The following is a 20629-nucleotide window of genomic DNA, read 5'->3' as shown; positions in this document are numbered from 1 at the left end:
ACGATTTGCGCACTTGCGCTCCACTTTCAATCGGGGCGAGGATGAAGGCAAGCGGGTCCGCCGCGCACCGGTGTGCCGGCGGGCGGGACGAGGGACCACGCTCAATGCGGACCATGGAGACTCGAGAACGTCCTCTCGTCGACGTGTTTGTGGCCGACAAGAGTCCGCTCGTCCGTATGGCCATGAAGACGCTGCTCGGTGCGGATCCCCGGTTCAACCTCCTGGGCACGGCCGAGGACGGCGAGCTTTTCCTGCGTGCGGTGGACCGCCTGACCTTTCGGGTCGGGGTGATCGGCTGGATCATGCCCTACATGGACGGGGCCACGGTCCTGCGAGCCTTGCGGGAGCGGCCGGAGGCCCCGCGCATCCTGGTCTATACCGGCGACCCTAACCCCGCCATCCCGCGCGAGGTGATGGACCTGGGCGGCGCCGGGTTCTGCACCAAGTCCGAAAGCCCGGAGCGCCTGCTGGCCGCTATCGACACCGTGGCGCGCGGCCACATGACCTTCCCCTACACCGACGTCACGCGACGGACCGCCCCGGTGGCCTCGCCCCTGGACGCGCTGACCGCACGTGAGCGGGAGATGCTCGCCTGCCTCGCCGAGGGGCAGTCCAACGCCCGCATCGCCGACCGCTTCGGCATCTCCGTGCACACCGTCAAGTTCCACCTCAAGAACGTCTTCGGCAAGCTGGCGGTGTCGAACCGGGCCGGGGCGGTGGCGGTCTATGTGGCGAGCGGCGACCGCCGCCCGGAGAGACCTGACGTCCGCGCGTGGTAGTCCCGTCCGGTCGGCGCCCCCCTACCCGTTCGGGCAGGGCTCAATCCCCCTAAAGAGTTTGTGACCCTCCCCGCCCGAGCGTTTCCCCCAGCCCGCCCACGACATTAGCGTTTGCGCATACACACGGGCCGGCGCCCCCGCCGGCCGGGGCCGCGCCGCGGTCCGACGGATCTCCACCGGGCTCCCGCCGCAGACGGGAAAGAGAGGACCGGCCATGATGACCATGACCGGGGGCAGCGCGCCCCTGTTCCTGTATGCCCTGCGCACCGTGACCGAGGGCGCCGCCAGCGCCGCCTATGACTGGATCGGCCGCGGGCGCAAGGAGGATGGCGACGGCGCCGCCGTGGACGCGATGCGCCTCGCGCTCAACCAGCTTGCCATCGACGGCGTCGTCGTCATCGGCGAGGGCGAGAAGGACGAGGCCCCCGCCCTGTACAACGGCGAGCGCCTGGGCACGGCGCCGGGCGACACGGCGCTCGACATCGCCGTGGATCCGGTCGAGGGCACGACCTATCTCGCCAACGGCCAGACCAACGCCCTGGCCGTGATCGCGGTGGCGCCGCGCGGGACCATGATGGACCCGGGGCCGGCGTTCTATATGGAAAAGCTGGTGGTGCCGCCGGCCGCCCGGGGCAAGATCGACCCGACGTGGCCGGTGGAACGGCGCCTGACCGCGCTGGGCAAGGCGCTCGGCAAGCCGGTCGCCGACCTGACCGTCTATGTGCTGGAAAAGCCGCGTCATCGCGGCCTGGTCGAGCGCATTCACGACGCCGGCGCCCGCGTGGCCCTGTACCCGGCCGGCGACGTGGCCGGCGCGCTGATGGCGGCGATCCCGGATTCGGGCATCGACTGCCTGATGGGCACCGGCGGCACGCCCGAGGGCGTCATGTCGGCCTGCGCCGTGCGCGCCCTGGGCGGCGATTTCATGGGGCGGCTCGACCCGCAGCTTCCCACCGAGCAGATGGCGGTCCGCGACGCCGGCCTGAGCGCGACGCACTGGTACGCGTTGGAGGACATGATCCGCTCCGACAACGTCTTTTTCTGCGCCACCGGCATCACCACCGGCCTGCTGCTGGACGGCGTGCGGCGCACCGCCACCCACGAGTGCTTGCAGAGCATGCTGATTTCCGGCGCAAGCGGGGAGCGGCAAAAGCTCATCAATTGGCGCCCCCGCCCCCAAGGCATACCTGGGGGAACCACCGGGGGCCCCGCCGGGGCGGTTACCGGATCGGCGGCCTGACGCGCCGCGCACACCTTCCACGATGATGAGAGGGACTCTCCGTCATGCCTCTGAAGCGTTTTGATCGCCCGATCATCCTGGGCATGGTCGGTGACTCGGCCAGCGGCAAGACCACGCTGGCGGCCGGCGTGGCCCGCATCCTGGGCGAGGATCGCGTCGCCACCATCTGCACCGACGACTACCACCGCTATTCCCGCAGCGAGCGGGCCGAGAACGGCCTGTCCGCCCTGGATCCGCGCGCCAACTACATCGACATCCTGGAGCAGGACCTCGCCCGCCTCCGCCAGGGCAAGCCGATCCTGAAGCCGGTCTACAGCCACGACACGGGGGATCTGGTCGCGCCCGAGTACATCGCGCCCAAGCCCTACATCATCGTCGAGGGCCTGCTGGGCTACACCACCCGCGCCATGCGCGACTGCTACGACGTCAAGACCTACCTGGAGCCGGACGAGGATCTGCGCGTCGACTGGAAGATCCAGCGCGACACCGCCAAGCGCGGCTACACCCGGGAGGCGGTCCTGGCCTCGCTGGAGAAGCGCGCGGCGGACAGCCCCGCCTTCATCCACCCCCAGCGCATTTTCGCGGACATCGTCATCCAGTTCCGCCGGCCGGAGGGGCAGACCGCCGAAAGCGGCGCCCGCCTGGACGTGCGCCACATCCTGCGCCCGACGCTGCCGCACCCGAACCTCGCCCCGCTGGTGGACGCCGGCGCCAAGAACGAACTCAGCCTCGATCTGGCGCGCGACCACGACGGCAAGCCGGTGGACGTGCTCGGCATCGCCGGGTCGATCACCGACCAGCGGGCCGCCGCCCTGCAAAACCTGCTCTGGGATCTGATCCCGGAGGCCAGCCACCTGCGCGCCAACGTGGGCGAGTTCACCAATGCCGAGAACGAGCAGGTCGTCAGCCACCCGCTGGCGCTGACCCAGCTTCTGATCGCCTACCACATGGTGAAGGCGGCGCTGGGCATTCATGCGATCTAGAGACTTGCGATCGGCGGCGGAGCATGGTCCAACGCGATCATGCCGCCGCCGACCGTCTTCACTCCGCCAGCCGGCCTGAAGATCGGTTCGGCAAGATTCCGCCGCCCCGGCACACCGGCCGGTCGGTGGACCAGCGTGACGAGGAACGCTCCATGACGCACCAGACTTCCCCCGCGGCCACCGCCAGCCACGCGGACATGGCCAACTGCATCCGCTTCCTGGCCGCCGACGCGGTCCAGGCCGCCAAGTCGGGCCATCCCGGCATGCCCATGGGCATGGCGGACGTGGCGACGGTGCTGTTCACGCGCGTCCTGAAATTCGACGCCGCCAACCCGACCTGGCCGGACCGCGACCGCTTCGTGCTGTCGGCCGGGCATGGCTCCATGCTGCTGTACGCGCTGTCCTACCTGACCGGCATGCCGGGCATGGAGATCGAGGACCTGAAGAACTTCCGTCAGCTCGGCAGCAAGACGGCGGGGCATCCCGAATACGGCCACGCGCCGGGCATCGAGGTGACCACCGGCCCGCTCGGCCAGGGGATCGCGACCTCGGTCGGCATGGCGCTGGGCGAGCGCATGGCCGCCGCCCGCTTCGGCGCCGACCTGACCGACCACTACACCTATGTGATCGCGGGCGACGGCTGCCTGATGGAGGGCATCAGCCAAGAGGCGATCTCGCTGGCCGGTCACCTGAAGTTGGGCAAGCTGATCGTGCTGTGGGACGACAACAGCATTTCGATCGACGGCCCGACCAGCCTGTCGACCTCGGATGACCATCTGGCCCGTTTCGCCGCCAGCGGCTGGGACACCACCCGCATCGACGGCCACGACCCGGAGGCCATCGCCGCCGCCATCGCCGCCGCGCAGGCCACGGACACCCCCAGCCTGATCGCGTGCAAGACCGTGATCGGCAAGGGTGCGCCCACCAAGCAGGGCACATCTGCCACCCACGGCGCGCCCCTGGGCGATGACGAGATCGCCGCCGCCCGCTCCGGCCTCGGCTGGACCCACGGGCCGTTCGAGCTGCCGGCCGATGCCCTGAAGGCGTGGCGCGCCGCCGGTGCGCGCGGCGCCAAGGCCCGTGCCGACTGGGAGGGCCGTCTGGCCGCCGCCGACCCCGCCGTGCGCGACGCCATGACCGCCGCCCTGTCCGGCGACCTGCCCGAGGGGTGGGACACCGGGCTGAAGGCGCACATCGCCGCCTTGATCGCCGACAAGCCGAAAATCGCCTCCCGCGTCGCGTCGCAGAAGGCGCTGGAGGTGCTGGTGCCGGCGGTGCCAACGCTGGTGGGCGGCTCGGCCGACCTGACCGGCTCCAACAACACCAAGGTCGCGGGTCAGGAGCCGGTGACGCCGCCGGACTACGCCGGGTCCTACATCTACTACGGGGTGCGGGAGCACGGCATGGCCGCCGCCATGAACGGCCTCGCCCTGCACGGCGAGTTCATCCCCTACGGCGGCACCTTCCTGGTGTTCGCGGACTACTGCCGGCCGTCGATCCGCCTCGCGGCGCTGATGGGCATCCGGGTGGTGCACGTCATGACCCACGACTCCATCGGCCTAGGCGAGGACGGCCCGACCCACCAGCCGGTCGAGCATCTGGCATCCCTGCGCGCCATGCCGAACGTGCTGATGTTCCGCCCCGCCGACGCGGTCGAGACCGCCGAATGCTGGGCGCTGGCGCTGCAGAACAAGGGCGGCCCGAGCATCCTGGCCCTCAGCCGCCAGGGCCTGCCGACCCTGCGCAGCCCCGACACCGAGGCCATGCCGAGCGCCAAGGGCGCCTATGTCCTGGCCGAGGCCGGGGGCGGCGCCCGCAAGGTCACGCTGCTGGCCACCGGCTCCGAAGTCACCATCGCCATGGACGCGCGCGCCGCGCTTCAGGCCGAGGGGATCCCGACCGCCGTGGTCTCCATGCCCTGCTGGGAGCTGTTCGCCAAGCAGGACCAGAGCTACCGCGACCGCGTGCTGGGCCCCGGCACCGTCCGCGTGGCGGTCGAAGCCGCCGGTGGCCTGGGCTGGGAGCGTTGGCTGGGCGAGGCCGGCACCTTCATCGGCATGGAGGGCTTCGGCGCCTCCGGCCCGGCGCCGGACCTGTACCTGCACTTCGGCATCACCGCCGAAGCCGTGACCGCCGCCGCCAAGGCGAAGCTGTAAGGCGACACCCGCCGCCGGCCTCCTCCCCCCGTCGGGGGGAGGCTGGGAGGGGGCTGCGGCCCGTCGGGTGCGTGTCTCGGCATCAACCCCACCCCGGCCCTCCCCTATCCAGGGGAGGGCGTCCAAGCGGCTTGCCGTTTTGGCGCGTGTGTAACGCCCTGCCTCACGCCAGCGGGCCGGGCTCCAGGTCGCGGATCAGGAACACGGCCTCCTCGGCGTCGTGGCGCGGCGTCTCGTGCACCATCCAGGTGTTCCAGCCCAGGCGCAGCCCGCCCTCCGGCGCGTCGCCGCCCTTCGGCTCCCCTTTGGGCATCTGAAGGCGCGGCACCGCCTCGCGCGCCAGCACCACCTGGACGTCGAAGGCGTACTCCGGCCCCACGTACAGCCGCGCCAGCGCGGCCAGCCGCTCCAGATTCCGCCCGCCCGGCTGGAAGGCGCGGAAGCCCTCCCAATCCAGCGGCCCGATGCGCAGCCGCAGGCTCCCCTGCACGTCCCACACCCGGTTGCCGGCCACGGTGTCGACGCCGAGACGGCAGCCCTTCGGATCGCCCAGCCGGGTCTGCTCCTCCGGCGGCAGGTACAGCCAGCGGCCGTGGAACTGCTCCACGGTCACAGGGCGGCCGAAATAGTCACTCAGAATCTGCTCCAGCCCGACGGCCGACGGCGGGCGACGGCTGAAATGGCCGCCGTAGTACAGGATGCGCTCGTCCTCGACCGGCAGCCGCCCGGTCAGCCCCGGCAGCCCCAGCCCGACCAGCGACAGCAGCCCCTGCGTCACCGGGTCGGGCCGGCCCGTCTCCGGCTGCAGTTCATAGGACAGGTCGAGCCGGTACTTGGCGCAGGCGCGCCAGAACAGCGACAGCAGACGGTGATTGAACAGGTCGAAAAACGCCTGCATCGCCGTATCGTGCTCGCGCGACCGCTGCAGGACCATCTCGGTGTAGTACTGCGGCAGTGCCCCGTTCGGCCCGGTCAGGCCCATGAACGTGGCTGCGATGTGCGGCATGCCGTGCTCGTTGGTGTCGCGGCGGCGTGGCGGCGCGACCTGACCGGGCTGGAAGCTGAGCGCCTGATGCGCCAGCAGCCGCACCGCCTCCTGGTCGGGCGGCGCATCGCCCCCCACCGGCCGCCCGGTGCCGGTGCGCCGCGCCTCGCGCTGCCACAGACGCACCGCCTGCAAGAACGTGAACCGGTGCGGCTCGGCCGCCAAGCGCCCCATCACGCCCGACCGATCCGCCGGTCCCGGCGCCCCCTTCGGCGGCGCGGCCGTCACAGCATGACCCGCGTGCCGGAGCGCGGCGCGAACCGCCGCAGCACACCCGGCCGCCCCCGCACGGACACCGACAGGCGCGTGAACGAGTTGATCGAACAGTACAGCCCGAGGAAGTGATCCAGCACGCTGGCGAACAGGAACGTCCCGGTGGCGGGTGTCGCCCGCTCGTCCAGCTCCAGCGCGACGTCCAGGCCGCGCGCCATGGCGGCCCCGACCCGCGCGTGGGTGCGCGCCACGCCCTGGGTCGTGGACATCCCCACGACGCTTTCGACCAGCGCCCGCGTCTCCGCCGTGCCGCGCACATCATACAGCGCCAGGATCTCCCGCAGGGCATGCACCGCCTCGTCCCCACCGGCCAGGGACAGATGGTTGAGCGCGAGATGGGACACCAGTTGCCAGCGCCCACCGGGGCCGCCGCCCGGCCGCAGCGTCCGGGTCGGCGCGGTCAGCGCCGTGACCCCGATCACCGCCGCCGAAGCCTGGTTCAGCGCCATCTTCGGGTTGCCGCCACCGAAGGGCAGCCGGTTCGGCAGGTCCCGGTTGATGCACAGCGTCTCCACCGACAGCACCCAGCCGTCGCGGTTGGCACGCTCGAAATCCAGATCGACGAGCCCCAGATAGACCTCGGTCCCGGTGTCGTCCGTGACCCCGGGCCGGCGGTCGGTCATCCAGTACCACGGCCGCCCGTCGTCTGGATCGCCCAGCCCATGGGAGACGCCGTAGAACGGCCGCACCTCCACCGTGTCGTCGTCCGGACTGGTGGCCGTCACGCGCTCGACCCGGTAGACCTCCAGCCCCTTGGGCCGGCGCGAGTCCGGGATCACCCGGTAGTCCGACATGGCCTGGGTAACGTCGATCGGCTCGGCCCGCTGGCGGATCAGATTCACCACCGGCGTGCACCCCAGCGCGAAGCTGCCCGCCGACACGGTCCGCTCCAGGTCACCGAACGTGCGGTCGAGGTAGACGAAGACCTCCAGCGTGTTGCCCGCGTTCAGCATCACCTTGGCGTCGAGGCCGGCCAGATCGACGAACAGGAACTTCTCCGGGAAGGCGAAGAACTCGCTCAGCAGCCGATAGCCCGGCGCGGAGCGCGCCGACCAGGGCAAGAGGCCCTCGTCCTCGGCGAAGCCGACCGGCCGCACCACATCCGGCGGCAGGATCACCGGCGCGCGGTCCTCCGGCGTGTCGGCCAGCGCCACCGACACCGTGTTGTTCAGCAACAGCTCGTACAGCGGAAAGCTCTCGTGCGGCGCGCCCCTCAGGAACAGCCGGAGCCGGTCCACGCCCAACGCTGAAAAGGTCTGCTCCGGTTGGAGGCATTGGAAGGTCAGGCGCAAACAGGCGACGGCGGACCCGGCGCGCGGGTTGTTGGGCGCCTGGAACGGGCGCGAGGCCAGGGCGGCCGCCTGCAACCGCACGGGCCACAGGGTGGTGTCATAGCCGGTGCGGAAGCGGCAGGGCTCCCCATGAGCCGGACTGGTGTCGATCTCGGTGCCGCGCGCCACGGTATAGCCGCCGGACAGGTCCGCCTGACAGGTCATCCCGACCACCGCCATGGACGGGATCGGCGCCAGAAAGTGGGGATACAGCACCCCCAGCAGGGCGTCGGTCAGCTCGGGGAAAGTATCGTCCAGCTTCAGCCGGATGCGCCCGGTCAGGAAGGCGAAGCTTTCGATCAGGCGGGCGACGTGGGGGTCCTCAGCCACCGTCTCCGACAGCCGCAGACGGCCAGCGATCTTCGGGTTGGCGGCGGCGAAGGCCCCGGCGAGGCGGCGGATCGCGGTCAGTTCGGACTGGTAATGCGGCAGAAGGTCATCAACCATGGTCGCCGGGTCGTACCTCCATGTCGCGGGTGACGGGGTCCATGAAGCTGTCGAACACCACCGGCTCCGGTGAGGGATAGGCCCGCATCAGGGCCTCGATCCGAAAGCAAAGGCGGCGGTCTTCCATGTTCGTTTCGCCGGAGAGGGTGACCGACACCTGAAGGAAGCGGGGTTCGAAGCGGCGGATCGCCGCCTCAATCGCCCGGCGCAGGCCGTCGCGGTGCTCCGGCGCGGCCATGTCCTCGCCCGTGAAGTCCGGAATGCCGTAGTCGACCACCGATTGCCGCACTTCGTCCAGGTCGGCGGGCGGCGAGATGCAGCGGACGCGCGTGTTCAGCAGCAGTTCCAGGTCGCGGCGCACGGCGCGGCGCAACGCCTCCACCTGGCGCGTGACGGAGGCGTTGGGGCCCGTCAGCGCGTCGACCGCGTCGTCGTCGCGCAACCGGTCGAGCAGGGACGGCAGCGGCGGTTGCTTCAGCGCGCCATAGGCCATGGCGTTACGCCTCCGGCGCCGCCGGCGCATTGGTCGGCAGGCTGAGCGTCCCCAGGTCCATGATCGGATGGTCGGTCTCGCCCACCAGCCAGCAGCGTTGGCCAAGGCCCAGGATGGGGCCGGCGTCCTCGTCGCCGATCCATTCCGTCACGCGGCCGAGCTTGTGGTCGGACCGCGTCTCCACCCCCGGCGGCGGCATGTACAGCGCGGGGATGAAGACCTCGCCCTCGGGCCCCTCGGCGATCTCGATGGAGGCGCGGCGCCAGATCAGGTCGCGCGGCCGCTCGGGCGCGTGGAAGTCCAGGCTGACCAGACGGTCGAAGCTGACCCAATAGTACGTGCCGCTGGCGGCAATGACCTCCAGCACGTTGGCGGTCAGGTCGTCCAGGTCGCGCAGGTCGGTGAACGGCGTCTCCCCGGCAGTACCGATCACGGAAGGGCGAACCTCCTCCGCCTCCTCCAGGGCGGCGCGCACGCCGGCCATGTCGTCCGCCCGCAGCGCCGTCAGCGCCCGCAGATGCGCCTGAAGGCACGCATTGGGCTCACCGATGAACTCCGGCGCGCGGCCCTCCCGGAACACCTGCTCGCGCTGAATGGCGCCGCGCATCACGCGGCGGAACAGAGCGATGCCGACGGCATGATCGGTGTCCTGCTTGCCGACCACTTCCATCATCTTGTCGGCGCGGTCGATCTCCCCGGTGAAACAGAGCATCTCCGCCAGTCGGGCGCGGGCCTGCACATCGGTGGGGCTGGACTTCACGACGGCCGTCAGGGCCGCGATGGCCCCATCGAGGTCGCCGGATTGGAACAGATCGGTGGCGGTGCTGGCGCTCATCGGTGAGTCTCCCCGGGACGCGGAACGAATGGAACGGGCGGCGCCGACACGCTCAGGTGCCGGTCCGCAGCGGCGTGGTGTCCAGCTCCAGCCGGAAGCTGCTGTGGACCTGATCGACCTGGAAGTGCGGCACGATATGACAGGTGCAGGTGAAGACCCCCGGCCGGCCCGGCAGTTCCCGCACGGACACCGACGCTTCGCGCAGGGGCCGCTTGGCCTTTTCCAGGAAGGAGGCGGTGGCGCGGCTCTGGACATACTGGATCAGCTTGTTGTGCAGGTACAACTCACACTCCTCAGGGCTGGCGAACGACCCCACCTTGTCGCGCACCATGACCTTGAGCAGATGGGCGAAGCGCGAAACGCACAGCATGTAGTGCAGCATCGCGGACAGGCGGGCGTTGATGCCGGCCTCCGCCCGATCGTAGCGTTTGGGCGCCTGAATCGAGCCGACCGCACGGAACACCGCGAACGGCGTGTGCTGGTGTGCCGACAGCGGAATCAGGCCGACCTCGGCCAGCTCGCTCTCGCGCATGTCGGGCAGGGCGACCGTCACCGGGATGCGCTGCGCGAGGCCCGGGCGATCGGTACCGTAGTCCGGAGCCTGCAAGTCCTCGACCAGGCCACCGCCCAGTTCGTCGCGGCGCGCGCCCCGGATGGTGCCGAACCAGCGGCTTTCGACGAAGGCGCGGATGGCCATGCGGCCGAAGGCGTACACCGGCGAGGCCCAAAGCCAGTCCGAGGCATCCGGGGCCGAGACGTCCTCGGCGTAGCGGAACGGCTGGGTCCCGCTGCCGTCATCGCGGTGAGCGTCGCGCATCAGCGTGGTGGGCAGGACGACACCGAGGAACCGGCTGTCGTCACCCGCCCGCAACCCGCGCCAGCGGTCATAGTCCGGGCTGTCGAACAACCCGGCGAGGCGGATCGGCGCCGTCAGCTCGCCGAAGGAATCCAGCCCCAACAGGGCGGGCGTGCAGCCCACGACCATCGGCGCGAACGCCGCCGCGCAGACACCGGACATGGCCTTCAGCGCGGCGACGTCGTCGGTGCTGTGGGTCTTGTCCATGCGGTGCTGGACGGCGTAGTCCCCCAACAACAAGCCGTAGGGCTCTCCGCCGGGGGTGCCGAATTCGTCCTCGTAGATCTTCTGGAACAACTGGCTCTGGTCGAATTCCAGAGCACGCTCCAGATCGCGGCAGAGCTCCGTCCAGCGCAGATCCAGCACGCGGATGCGCACCATGTCGTCGCCTTCGGTGGAGCCCACCAGATAGCGCAGGCCGCGCCAGGAGGACTCCAGCTTCTGAAACCGGGGATGGTGCAGGATCGCGTCCAACTGCGCCGACAGCAGCCGGTCGATCAGCGCGATATCGCGGTCGATGGCGGCCATCAGACGGGACCGCTCCCGCCCGACCGTGCGGTCGGTGCCGATCCAGGCCACCAGGGCGAGCTCCCAGCGGTCCATCGCCAGGAACCGGGCCAAGGCATCCGGATGAAGGGCTTCGGGATGTAGAGCACCCGGACGGGCGGCGATGCCGCCGGAGGCGCGTTTTGGGCCGCTGCCGGAGGCATGTCCTGGACCGGTCAACACACCGGACAGCCCGGCCCGCACACGCGCGGACACGGCGGGCCCGGCCCCTGGCTCCGCCGCGGCCCCTGTTCGGGCGGCGGCCTTCCGGGTTACGGTGTCACCGGGTCCGGATGTCACGTCGCCTTCCCCATCGGCTCGCCTTCCCTCCGGTCGTGCAGCTTTCGTGATGGCGGCACGACGACCGAACCCCGATCCACCGAACCGTGAAGCCTGACGAGGCCCCGGGGGCGCGGTCCGCCGCGCCCCCGTTTGCCCCAACGGGCCGTTAGACCTGCTTTGGAATGCGCGCCACGAGCCGCATGGAGGTGGTCAGTTCCTCCATCTGGAGCCACGGCCGCAGATAGGCCACGGCGTTGTATGCGCCCGGCTGCCCCGGAATCTCGCGGACCTGAACGGCCGCCTCGCGCAGGGGGTACTGGGCGCGCAACTCCTGGTCGGCGCCCTCCTTCGCGTTGACGTAGTTCATGATCCAGCGGTTCAGCCAGGCCTCGCAGTCCGGCGCCTCCATGAAGGAGCCGATCTTGTCGCGCGCCATGACCTTCAGGTAATGGGCGAACCGCGACGTGGCCATGATGTACGGCAGGCGGGCAGAAATGGCAGCGTTCGCCGTGGCTTCCGGCCGGTCGTACTTCTTCGGCTTCTGCGTGGTCTGCGCCCCGAAGAACACGGCATAGTCCGAGTTCTTGTAGTGACACAGCGGCAGAAAGCCCAGCTTGGACAGCTCGGCCTCGCGCCGATCCGTGATGCCGACCTCGGTCGGGCACTGGGCGTCGGTGTCGCCGTCGTCGCTGATGAAGTTGTGCGTCGGCAGGCCCTCGACCTTGCCGCCGCCCTCCGCGCCCCGGATCGCGGTGCACCAGCCGTAGTTGGAGAACGCGCTGGTCAGGCGCACGCCCATGGCATAGGCCGAGTTCATCCAGCAATAGTGCTCATGGTCCATCTGCCGGGGCGAACCATCCGCGCTGAACGGCGCTTCCTCGTAGTCGAACTCCTCGATCGTCTTGGTGGCCTGACCGTAGGGCAGGCGCGCCAGGACGCGCGGCATGGTGAGCGTGACGAAGCGGCTGTCCTCGCTGTCGCGGAAGCCGCGCCACTTGCCGTACTCCATGGAGTCGAAGATCTTCGCCAGATCGCGCGGCTTGGACAGTTCGGTGAAGTCGTTCATGCCGAACAGCTCGGGCGCGGCGGCTGAGATCAACGGCGCGAACGAGGCCGCGGCCACACTCGACAGGCCGGACAGCAGTTCGAGATCTTCGGGGTGGTTCGTGAACTCGAAGTCGCCGATGAGCGACCCGTAGGGCTCGCCGCCCGGGGTGCCGAATTCGTTTTCGTAGATCTTCCGGAACAAGCCGCTCTGGTCGAACTCGACGGCGCGGGTCAGGTCCTTGTGCAGTTCACGCTTGGTGGCGTTCAGCACGCGGATCTTCAGGTTCGTCGAGGTCTCCGTGTTCATCACGAGGTAGTGCAGGCCGCGCCAGCTACCTTCGAGCTGGCGGAACTTCTCGTGATGCATGATCGCCGCAAGCTGTTCCGACAACTGCCGGTCGATCGCCGTAATGGCCTCGTTGAAGGTCTGCGTCAGGTTGCGCGAGAAGGTGATGGTCCCCTTCATCGCCTGTTCCGTCAGGGTGCGGATCAGCTCCTGCGCGCGATCGGGCTCGGTCTGCTTGGTGGCGGCGATGGCCTGATCCAGCAGGCTCGGACCCTCCGCGACTTGGGTGCCGGCGGCGGAGTCCTGAAGGTTTTGTGCCTCGCTCATCCCTTGTCCCCTCCCTCGGCGCTTTCACTCTCGGGCTCGACGCCCAGGGCTTGTTGCAGGGCGGCCAGATCGTCCTTGTTCTGAAGCACCTTTTCCAGAAGGGCCTCCAGATCCTCGGACCGGTCCGCCTTGGACATCAGATCGCGCAGCTTGTTGCGCGTCTCCATCAGCGCCTTGAGCGCGGGCACCTGCTCGGCGACCCGGCCGGGCTCGAAGTCGTCCATGGAGTTGAACGTCAGGTTGACGGGCATTTCGCTATCGTCACCCTTCAGCGTGTTCTGGACGCGCAGGTTCAGGCCCGGCGTCATCCGCTGCATGACCTGGTCGAAGTTATCGCGATCGATGGTCACGAACTTCCGGTCCCGCAGCGGCTGCAGCGGAGCGGTCGGATCGCCGGACAACGAGCCCAGCACACCCACCACGAACGGCAGTTCGCGCTCGACCACGGCGCCTTCCGTCTCCACGTCGTACCGGATGTGCACCCGGGGTTTCCGCACCCGGTTCAATCGGTTGTGAACGCTTTCCGCCATCATCGCCTCCCATCATGTTGCGCCAGAGCGTCCACGGGCCTGGGTCCCGAAAACGCGAGGGTCGGTCCCTGTACCATATCCGCGCCCGGTCCTTGGTCGCGCCGCCGTCCTGGGGTCGACGGGCGTCCGGTGGCCGGGACGCGGGCCGGATGCCTTCCCGAAGCCGAGGCCGCGCCTCACCACGAGGCACAGCCGCGTCCGGGATCGGTTCGCGCGACAGCCCCGCATGCGCGCTGACGAAGCACGCGGGCCGGCGCGCGGCGGGCCCCACCGCGGTGGGGTCTACTCGTACTCGGATGAACTGGCGTCCTCCGGTGGCATGATGCCGGCCCGGATATAGAAATTCTGGCGGGCGTCTTCGTCCGGGATCAACTCCGCCAGCAGGTTGCTGAGTGGGAGGCGACCACGCCGGACCAGTTCGTCCAGGGTATGGGGAATGACGGAATGGGGCTCGGTCTTGCGGAAGAACTCGGCGATCTTGAGAAGCTGCGAGAACGCCTGCTCGCGGGTCTGGATCGCCCCGGCCGCCGCGACGGAGACACCGCCGCTGGTCGTGCCTCCACCGGCCACCACGGCCCCCGCCGTTCCATCGCCCCCCGCGCCGACGGCATCCTCCGCGCCATCCCCGGCCTCCGTCGCATCCCCGCTGTCGAGGCTGCCCTTGTTCCAGGTGCGCATGATGTAGGTGACGGTGTCGGCCACCTGTTCCAGCGTGTTCCGGATGTTGCTGGTGGGCGGCGCCTCGGCCCCGCACGTTTCCGTCAGCAGCCGGTCAAGGCGATCAAAGCTTTCGCGGGCGTCCTTCAGCGTCTGCGCCAGGTTCGTGTAGAACGCCGCCGGTGTTTCCAGGACGGCCTGTTCGAACGTCTGGTAGGTGATCGCCCCGGCCTCGATACGGGCGGCGATCTTCTCCTCGTCGTTCAGCTTGCGCAGTTCGCTGGCCTGCTCGAAGCGCCAGTGGCCGAACGCACCGGACATGCCGTCGGTCAGCGGCACCTTGCGCAGGGGCGCGATCAGCGTGCCGTCGCCGCCGGCCCCGTTCAGATGCACAAGATCGATGATCTTGTCCTCAACCGTATCCTCGATGGGCGGATATAGGCCGTCCCAATACTGCTCGATCAAGCCGATCAGCAGATCGAAGCCGTCGCGCACGGCCGCGAAGCCCTCATAGCGGACGGCCGCCTCGATCAGCAGGCAGGCGACCCGCAAGTCCTTGGATTCCGTCGCCAGAACCCGGGGCGCCAAGTCCAGAATATCGCCCCACTGTTCCGGAACACTGCCGTCATCCTCCTCCAGCACCATGTTGCGTTCGGCGGTCGAGGCCGCCGTGCGGAGGTCGCGCAGGGTATAAAGAGAGGTTGTGCCGGACGTGACCTCCCGCAGGTCGACCCCGGTCGGGCTCTCCCCCTCGATCGGCGCCAACATAGCGTCAAGATCAAACACCCGTTCAACCATCTCGGCACACGTCCCCTTCGTGTATCGGCAATATTTGAGCGAAAGGATAACCTTTTGAACCGGGGGTGCCAAGCGGCACCATCGTTACGGCAAGGCTTTCCGTGACCGGTCAAGGCCGCCCATCGGGACCGCTTTCTCAGGCGCTCACGGCGCCACCCCACCACCCAAGCGAGGCCTCAACCCGCACCCGTACGATTCCCCCAGTCGGACTTTACGTCGGACTTTGCGTCGGACGTTCATTCGGACGTCACGTCGGACGGTTCGGGGTGAGTCAGCGGACGCGAACCGTCAGGGTATCGGTCGCGGCCTCGCCATTCGCGGCCCGGTCAATCGTGGCGAGAATGGTGTCGAGGGAATCCACCGGCAGAACCTGCAAGCCACCGCCTCCCAGAAGCACCCGCACCTGAGCGGTCACATCGTCTTGGGTGCCGATGCAGGCGACGCGCTCGACCTCACCCGGGGTATCCATCCGAATCAGGAAGGGTTGCGACCCCGGCAGGTTCAGGGTCTCGCCGGGCTCCACCCGGGCGTTCCGCGCAAACTGCGTGGGGAAGATGCGCACAATGTCCCCGTGGCCCATTTCATAGAAGCAGTAGGTGTAGAGGGGCTGGTCCGTCCGCAACGAGACCGTCAGCGTCTCGCCCGGATCATACCACGGCGCGGTCCCACGAGGGCTGTTCAGGGTGAGGCTGTCTGCGTTCAACGCGGCACGCGGCGCGGGGTCCGGCGTGGGAGCCGGTTCAGGCGCGGCCTCGTCCGCCGCCGCCGGCGGCGTCGCATCCGGCAGGGCGGGATCCGCCCCAGCGTCGTCACCACTGAACGACGGCACAGTCCCGGATTGCGCCCCCGAGGTCCCTCCCGAGCGGGCCGCAGAGGCGTCATCCGTGGCCGCGGCCGAAGATGCGCCCGTGCCATAGCCTCCTCCACCCATCGACGAGGATGCGGTGGATCCGCCCTGCTGCTGCGTATACCACCACCAGCCGCCGCCGGCGCCACCGCCGATGAGGACCACGACCATCATGGCGGCGATCGCCGCACCGGTCCCACCGCCCGGCTTGCCGCCCCCGGGTTTTCCGGTCCGCGACGTCCCATCCCGGGTCGCGGTGGGGCGCCGGCCGGCGGTTCCCGTGGCCGTGCCCGATCGCGCTCCCGCGCCGTTCCGCGAACCGGGTCCGGCGCCCTTGCTCGTGCTCTTGCCCCTAGCCGTCCCTGGCCCCGTGCCCGACGACGTACCGCTCGCGCCGCGCTGACCGCGCCCGGTGCCGTTCAACCCGGTGCCGTTTAGACTGTCCGGACCGGGACGCACCACCGTGGCCTCGGAGTCGGACAGGGCCGGCTGGGCGATGGACATCGATAGCGCCTCGTCCAGAGTGTCGCGCAACGCCGCCGCGAAGACGCTGGCGTCCGCGTACCGCCCCTCGGGCGTCTTGGCGAGGGCCGTGAGCACGACGCGGTCAAGCTCCGGCGTGACCTCCGGCGCCAGGGCGGACGGCGGGTCCGGTTCCGTATGCAGCACCTGCATGTGGATCTGGTTGAAGTCGCCCTCGTGCGGTTTGCGCCCGGTGAGCATCTCATACAGGACCACACCGACGCTGTAGAGGTCGGCCCGATGGTCCACGGGCTTGCCGAGAAGCTGTTCCGGCGCCATGTAAGCGGGCGTGCCGAGCATGGCGCCCGCCACGGTGATGCCGGCGGACGCCAGACGGGCCACACCGAAATCGAGGATCTTCACCTGACCGTCCGGGGTCAGCATGACATTGCCCGGCTTGATGTCCCGGTGGGTGACCTCCATGCGATGCGAGTAGGCCAGCCCCTCCAGGATACGCACGGCGATGGTGATCGCCTCGCGCGGCTCCAGCCGCCGGTTCGGGGCCGCCGCCACATGCGCCTTCAGGGTCTGGCCGGCCACGAACTCCAGGGCGATGTAGCCGGTGCCGTCCTTCTCGTCGAACTCGTACAGGGTGACGATGTTGGGGTGGGACATCCGCGCTACGGCGCGCGCCTCGCGAATGAAGCGCTCGCGCATCTCGGCGGCATCGTCGGAATCCCACAAATCCGAACGAATCGTTTTGATCGCGACCGTGCGCTCCAGGATCTCGTCATAGCCTTCGTAGACGATCCCCATGGCGCCTTTGCCCAAGACACGCCGCAGCACATACTTGCCCAGGCGTTCCGGGCCCACAGCCTCAGCCATGGCCGTTGTTCCCCCAGTGAATGGCCGTATCGTCGTCCTCGTCGAGGGAATCGTCGGCCGGAGCGTGGTCCCCCCGCCCCTGCCCGGCGCCATCCGGCGCGACCACGACGGCCGTGACATTGTCCCGTCCGCCCGCGCTGAGGGCCGCGTCAATCAACGTATCCACTCCGGCAAGGCCCCGTGACCCAAGAAGTTCGGCGATGACCGAGTCCGGCACCATGCGCGTCAGGCCGTCGGAGCAGAGCAGGAGAAGATCGCCCGGCTCCAGCGGCCCATGCACGGTGGCCAGTTCCAGATCTCCCGGCGCCCCCAGCGCCTGGGTCACCACGTTCGCCAACGGATGGGTTTCCGCCTGGGATTCGTCCAGGACTCCGCTGTCGATCATGCCTTGCACCACGCTATGATCGTGCGTGAGTCGCGTCAAGGACCCCTCCCGCAAGATGTAGCAGCGCGAATCCCCAGCCCAGACACAGGCATAGTGTTCCTGGCAGATCATCAAGACCACAACCGTGGTCCCAACGGTCTGCTCCCCACCCAACGCCGCCGCATGGTCCAGAAGCTGAGCGTGCGCGTTATACAGCGCGTCGCGCACCGCGTTGAGAAGGTCCAGGCCGGAGCCGGGATGCTCGATCTCCGACAGCGCCTGACACACGGTCCGGCTGGCCAGATCGCCCCGGCTGTGCCCCCCCATCCCATCCGCAACCGCCCATAGACCGATCTCGCGGCGCTCTAGGTAGCTGTCTTCGTTCACCGAGCGGACCCGTCCAACATGGGACGCGCTGGCGCTTTCGATCCGTTGCGTGCCGTCGTTCATCAACCGCCGCCCACCCCGCCGCTCCTGATCCGGCCGGGCCCGCCGGCCCGCGCGGCACGCACCGCCCGACCCCACGCCCGACCCTGTTTTGGTCGTCCCGCGCCCATCCATACGGGGCACATCGCGCCGGGAACGCTAGCACACTGGTCCGGTCCTGAGAACGCTTCCAGCATCCACCCCGGCGCGTTGTTCGTGGGCGTGTGGCTCCCGCCGCGCGCCCCGACCGATGGACGCCCCTAAAAACCCTACTCCGCAACTCCGCTATTGTCCGGACTCGGCATCATTGCAATAGTAGATGAATGGTGCCGGCTGTGCGCCCGACCGCGCCCGCCGGGACTGGTTGCCTCGACGAGGGCTGGGATCCGGGGAGAAAACGGACGATGTCAAAACCACGCTTGGGACGAACGCTGGCCTTGGGACTCGCCGTTATGGGGATGGCCGGCCTAGTCTCCGGATGCGTAACGGTGCAGCGACCGACCATCGCCCACACACACGTCGGCCACACCATGACGGCATGGCCCGACACGCCGGGTCAGGCCGGTTTGCTGGACACCGCCGAGCGGGAGGCCACCACCGCCGCACAGGCCGCCGAGGCCGCCGCATCCGCCAATGATCTTGCGACCATTCAGGCGAGGGTGCGTGACATGCGCCACGCCATCGACCCCACGCTGCATCCGGTCGGCCCCGGCGCGGGCTATGGGTTGAGGCGCGCCCTGGACGGCGCGGTGACCCACGTTCGTTTCGCCATGGAATCGGGAGACGCCTCCGCGAACCTGCGCGCGGGGGGCCCGGAGTTCATCGCGATGGGCGAAGCGGTCCTCACCGATGTCGGCATCATGGCCGGCCTCTCCGACGCCGTGCTCGCGGCCCGCGCGACCGGCGAGGCGCGCGCTCTGGCGCAGGAACTGGCGCAGATGGCCGAGGCGGTCCGCGCCGGTGACGACGCCGACCACGATGGCCAGATCGGGGTGTCAGAGGCCGGTCTGCGTCAGATGCGCCAGTCGCTGGAAAACACCCTCGCACAGGAAAACCCGCCCTACACGACGGTCGAACGACGCTGGCTGTTCAACCTGATCCGTCTGCCGTCGGGGGACTGGGGCTGGAAGGATCCGGCTGGCGGCGGTGCCGTCGGCGCCTACAACACGGACTGAGGAGGCGGCCATGGCGGAGGCGCGGCGATCCCGATCCATCGGCCGGCTGCGCGCCCCCCCGCGTGTCGCCCGCCATCTTGGGGCCGCCGCTCTCGGCCTGAGTCTCGCCATCGCCCGTGGCGCGCCGGCCCTGGCGCAATATGACGCGACGGCCGCGCGCTGTCTGTCCGCGCCCGCACCCACGGCCGCCGACCCGTGTCGGCGCGCGTTCGCGACCGACCGCGCCAACGGCCCGGTCGCCATCAAGCTGGCCGAGGCCCTGCGCTACGGCGGCGACGCGGATCAGGCGGTGCGGGTCCTGGAGCAGGCCCAGGCGGCCGGCGCCAGCGGGGCCGACCTCGCGCATGCCCTGCGGCTCGCCCTCAGCTACCGGGACGAACAACGCTATCAGGAGGAGCAGGCGGCAGCGCGGGCCAGCGACGACAGCGCCGTGCGGCTTCGGGTGGAGCGCATCAAGTGCGATACCCTCGGCGGCCGTCGCGCTCTGACCGCCTGCGAAACCGCGCTGCGGCTCGCGCCCGGGGACGCGGACCTGCAGGCGCGCCGCGCGCAGCTTCGGGCGTCGCTCGGGTCGGGGACAGGCGGCGGGAGCGGCACGGCCGCCGCCCGCCCAGCCGCACCCGACCCGGCACCCGCGTCGGCACCCGCCGCGCCTCCGGCAACGACCGATACGGATCGTCCGCCGCCCCGGCCGGACCACGCCGCCTTGGGCCCGAAGCCCGGTTCCACCGCACCCGAGACACCAGACGCCGCCGAGGCGCCCGAGGTGGCGGACTCGCCGGCCCCGGAGAGGCCGAGCGCGGACACGGAGACCGACACAGACGTTGCGATCGTCCCGCCCACCGCCGTACCGGCACCCGCCGTAACGGAAGACGAGACGGAAGACCGGACGGCGGAGGCGTCTACCGCGCCCGCCGCCCCGGGTCCCGACACACCCGCCACCGAAGCACCGGCCGCACTTGGGGAGCGCCCGGACGCCCCCGACGCGGACACCGATCCCGCAGCGGTCGCGGCTGTCCCGTCCACCCCCACCGAACCCGATGCGCCAGCGACCGAACCCGAGGGCACGCCGATCGCCCCGGCGGACACGGCACCGCCACCGGCCCAAGGGCCGCCCCCGAGTCCGACGCAGACCGAGCCGCCTCGTTCGGTCATTGTGCTGGGCGGTGAGGGCAGCGGCTTGCCGTCTCCGCCGACCGATCCGCAGACCAGCATCGGCGCGCAACTCGCCACCCTGAAGAGCTTGCGAGACCAGGGCCTCCTGACCGAGGAGGAGTTTCAGGCTCAGCGGCAGGCCATCTTCCGCCGCGCGTTCGGCCGCTCGCCATCCGACGGCGGCACGGGAAGGAACCCCTAGAGCATTTTGCGTGACATCGGGATCACGCAAAATGCTCTAACTTTTTGATATTGAAGCAAATCGTCGTCGCGATCTGTTCCAGATCGCTCGGGATTTGCTCTAGAGGCTCTAGGGTTGAGACTCAATCAGATCCACCAAGTGACGATAGCCGCAATGGCGACGGCAGCGGTGAAAGTGACGGCGAGTTTGTCGTAGCGCGTGG

16 protein-coding genes are annotated in these 20629 nt (G+C 69.6%); 6 read left to right on the top strand and 10 right to left on the bottom strand.

Translation table 11 applies throughout. The annotated features are described in order from the left end of the window. Positions 1-104 precede the first annotated feature (104 nt). From GGD82_RS15750 to tkt, 4 genes are all read left to right on the top strand, one after another. Complete coding sequence (locus GGD82_RS15750; protein ID WP_311731969.1) at positions 105-779, top strand: response regulator transcription factor; 675 nt, start codon at positions 105-107, stop codon at positions 777-779. Positions 780-993: 214 nt separating this feature from the next. Then, positions 994-2019, top strand: a complete 1026-nt coding sequence (gene glpX / locus GGD82_RS15745; RefSeq protein WP_246163962.1) for a class II fructose-bisphosphatase — start codon at positions 994-996, stop codon at positions 2017-2019. Positions 2020-2063: 44 nt separating this feature from the next. Further along, positions 2064-3002, top strand: a complete 939-nt coding sequence (locus GGD82_RS15740) for a phosphoribulokinase (protein WP_150063282.1) — start codon at positions 2064-2066, stop codon at positions 3000-3002. Between the two features lie 152 nt (positions 3003-3154). Next, a complete protein-coding gene (tkt, locus tag GGD82_RS15735; RefSeq protein WP_150063353.1) occupies positions 3155-5158 on the top strand; it encodes a transketolase in 2004 nt (667 codons plus the stop codon). Positions 5159-5321: 163 nt separating this feature from the next. Here the strand turns inward: tkt and tssG are convergent, their stop codons facing one another. From tssG to GGD82_RS15685, 10 genes are all read right to left on the bottom strand, one after another. Further along, a complete protein-coding gene (gene tssG, locus GGD82_RS15730; protein ID WP_260178462.1) occupies positions 5322-6377 on the bottom strand; it encodes a type VI secretion system baseplate subunit TssG in 1056 nt (351 codons plus the stop codon). A 50-nt stretch (positions 6378-6427) separates the two neighbouring features. Then, entirely contained in the window at positions 6428-8254 is a 1827-nt protein-coding gene (tssF, locus tag GGD82_RS15725) for a type VI secretion system baseplate subunit TssF (protein ID WP_150063280.1), read from the bottom strand. Then, positions 8247-8747 (bottom strand): type VI secretion system baseplate subunit TssE, encoded by a 501-nt coding sequence (gene tssE / locus GGD82_RS15720; protein ID WP_170284375.1) that lies wholly within the window; start codon positions 8745-8747, stop codon positions 8247-8249. The genes tssF and tssE overlap by 8 nt, the downstream gene beginning before the upstream one ends. Before the next feature lie 4 nt (positions 8748-8751). Beyond that, positions 8752-9582: a type VI secretion system accessory protein TagJ gene (locus GGD82_RS15715; RefSeq protein WP_150063278.1), complete on the bottom strand. Its 831-nt coding sequence runs from the start codon at positions 9580-9582 to the stop codon at positions 8752-8754. Positions 9583-9634: 52 nt separating this feature from the next. Then, a complete protein-coding gene (gene tssC / locus GGD82_RS15710) occupies positions 9635-11200 on the bottom strand; it encodes a type VI secretion system contractile sheath large subunit (protein WP_150063277.1) in 1566 nt (521 codons plus the stop codon). A gap of 232 nt (positions 11201-11432) precedes the next feature. Continuing rightward, positions 11433-12926, bottom strand: a complete 1494-nt coding sequence (gene tssC / locus GGD82_RS15705; protein WP_150063276.1) for a type VI secretion system contractile sheath large subunit — start codon at positions 12924-12926, stop codon at positions 11433-11435. Further along, complete coding sequence (gene tssB / locus GGD82_RS15700; RefSeq protein ID WP_150063352.1) at positions 12923-13456, bottom strand: type VI secretion system contractile sheath small subunit; 534 nt, start codon at positions 13454-13456, stop codon at positions 12923-12925. Before tssB ends, tssC (GGD82_RS15705) begins: the two co-directional genes overlap by 4 nt. A 282-nt stretch (positions 13457-13738) precedes the next feature. Beyond that, the gene (gene tssA / locus GGD82_RS15695; protein ID WP_150063275.1) at positions 13739-14911 is read right to left on the bottom strand and encodes a type VI secretion system protein TssA; all 1173 of its coding nucleotides are present in this window, start codon (positions 14909-14911) and stop codon (positions 13739-13741) included. A 271-nt stretch (positions 14912-15182) separates the two neighbouring features. Then, on the bottom strand, positions 15183-17105 hold the full coding sequence (locus tag GGD82_RS15690) for a serine/threonine-protein kinase (protein WP_170284373.1): 1923 nt from the start codon (positions 17103-17105) through the stop codon (positions 15183-15185). Beyond that, a complete protein-coding gene (locus tag GGD82_RS15685) occupies positions 17098-17919 on the bottom strand; it encodes a PP2C family protein-serine/threonine phosphatase (protein WP_150063273.1) in 822 nt (273 codons plus the stop codon). Before GGD82_RS15685 ends, GGD82_RS15690 begins: the two co-directional genes overlap by 8 nt. 464 nt (positions 17920-18383) lie before the next feature. On the opposite strand from GGD82_RS15685, the gene GGD82_RS15680 reads away from it, so the two are divergent. Beyond that, the gene (locus GGD82_RS15680; protein ID WP_150063272.1) at positions 18384-19070 is read left to right on the top strand and encodes a hypothetical protein; all 687 of its coding nucleotides are present in this window, start codon (positions 18384-18386) and stop codon (positions 19068-19070) included. A 10-nt stretch (positions 19071-19080) separates the two neighbouring features. Beyond that, positions 19081-20427 (top strand): SHOCT domain-containing protein, encoded by a 1347-nt coding sequence (locus GGD82_RS15675; RefSeq protein WP_150063271.1) that lies wholly within the window; start codon positions 19081-19083, stop codon positions 20425-20427. Positions 20428-20629: the final 202 nt, after the last annotated feature.

This window comes from Roseospira marina (assembly GCF_014197855.1).
GTDB classification, from domain to species: domain Bacteria; phylum Pseudomonadota; class Alphaproteobacteria; order Rhodospirillales; family Rhodospirillaceae; genus Rhodospira; species Rhodospira marina.
This window is presented reverse-complemented; position numbering and strand designations above follow the sequence as displayed.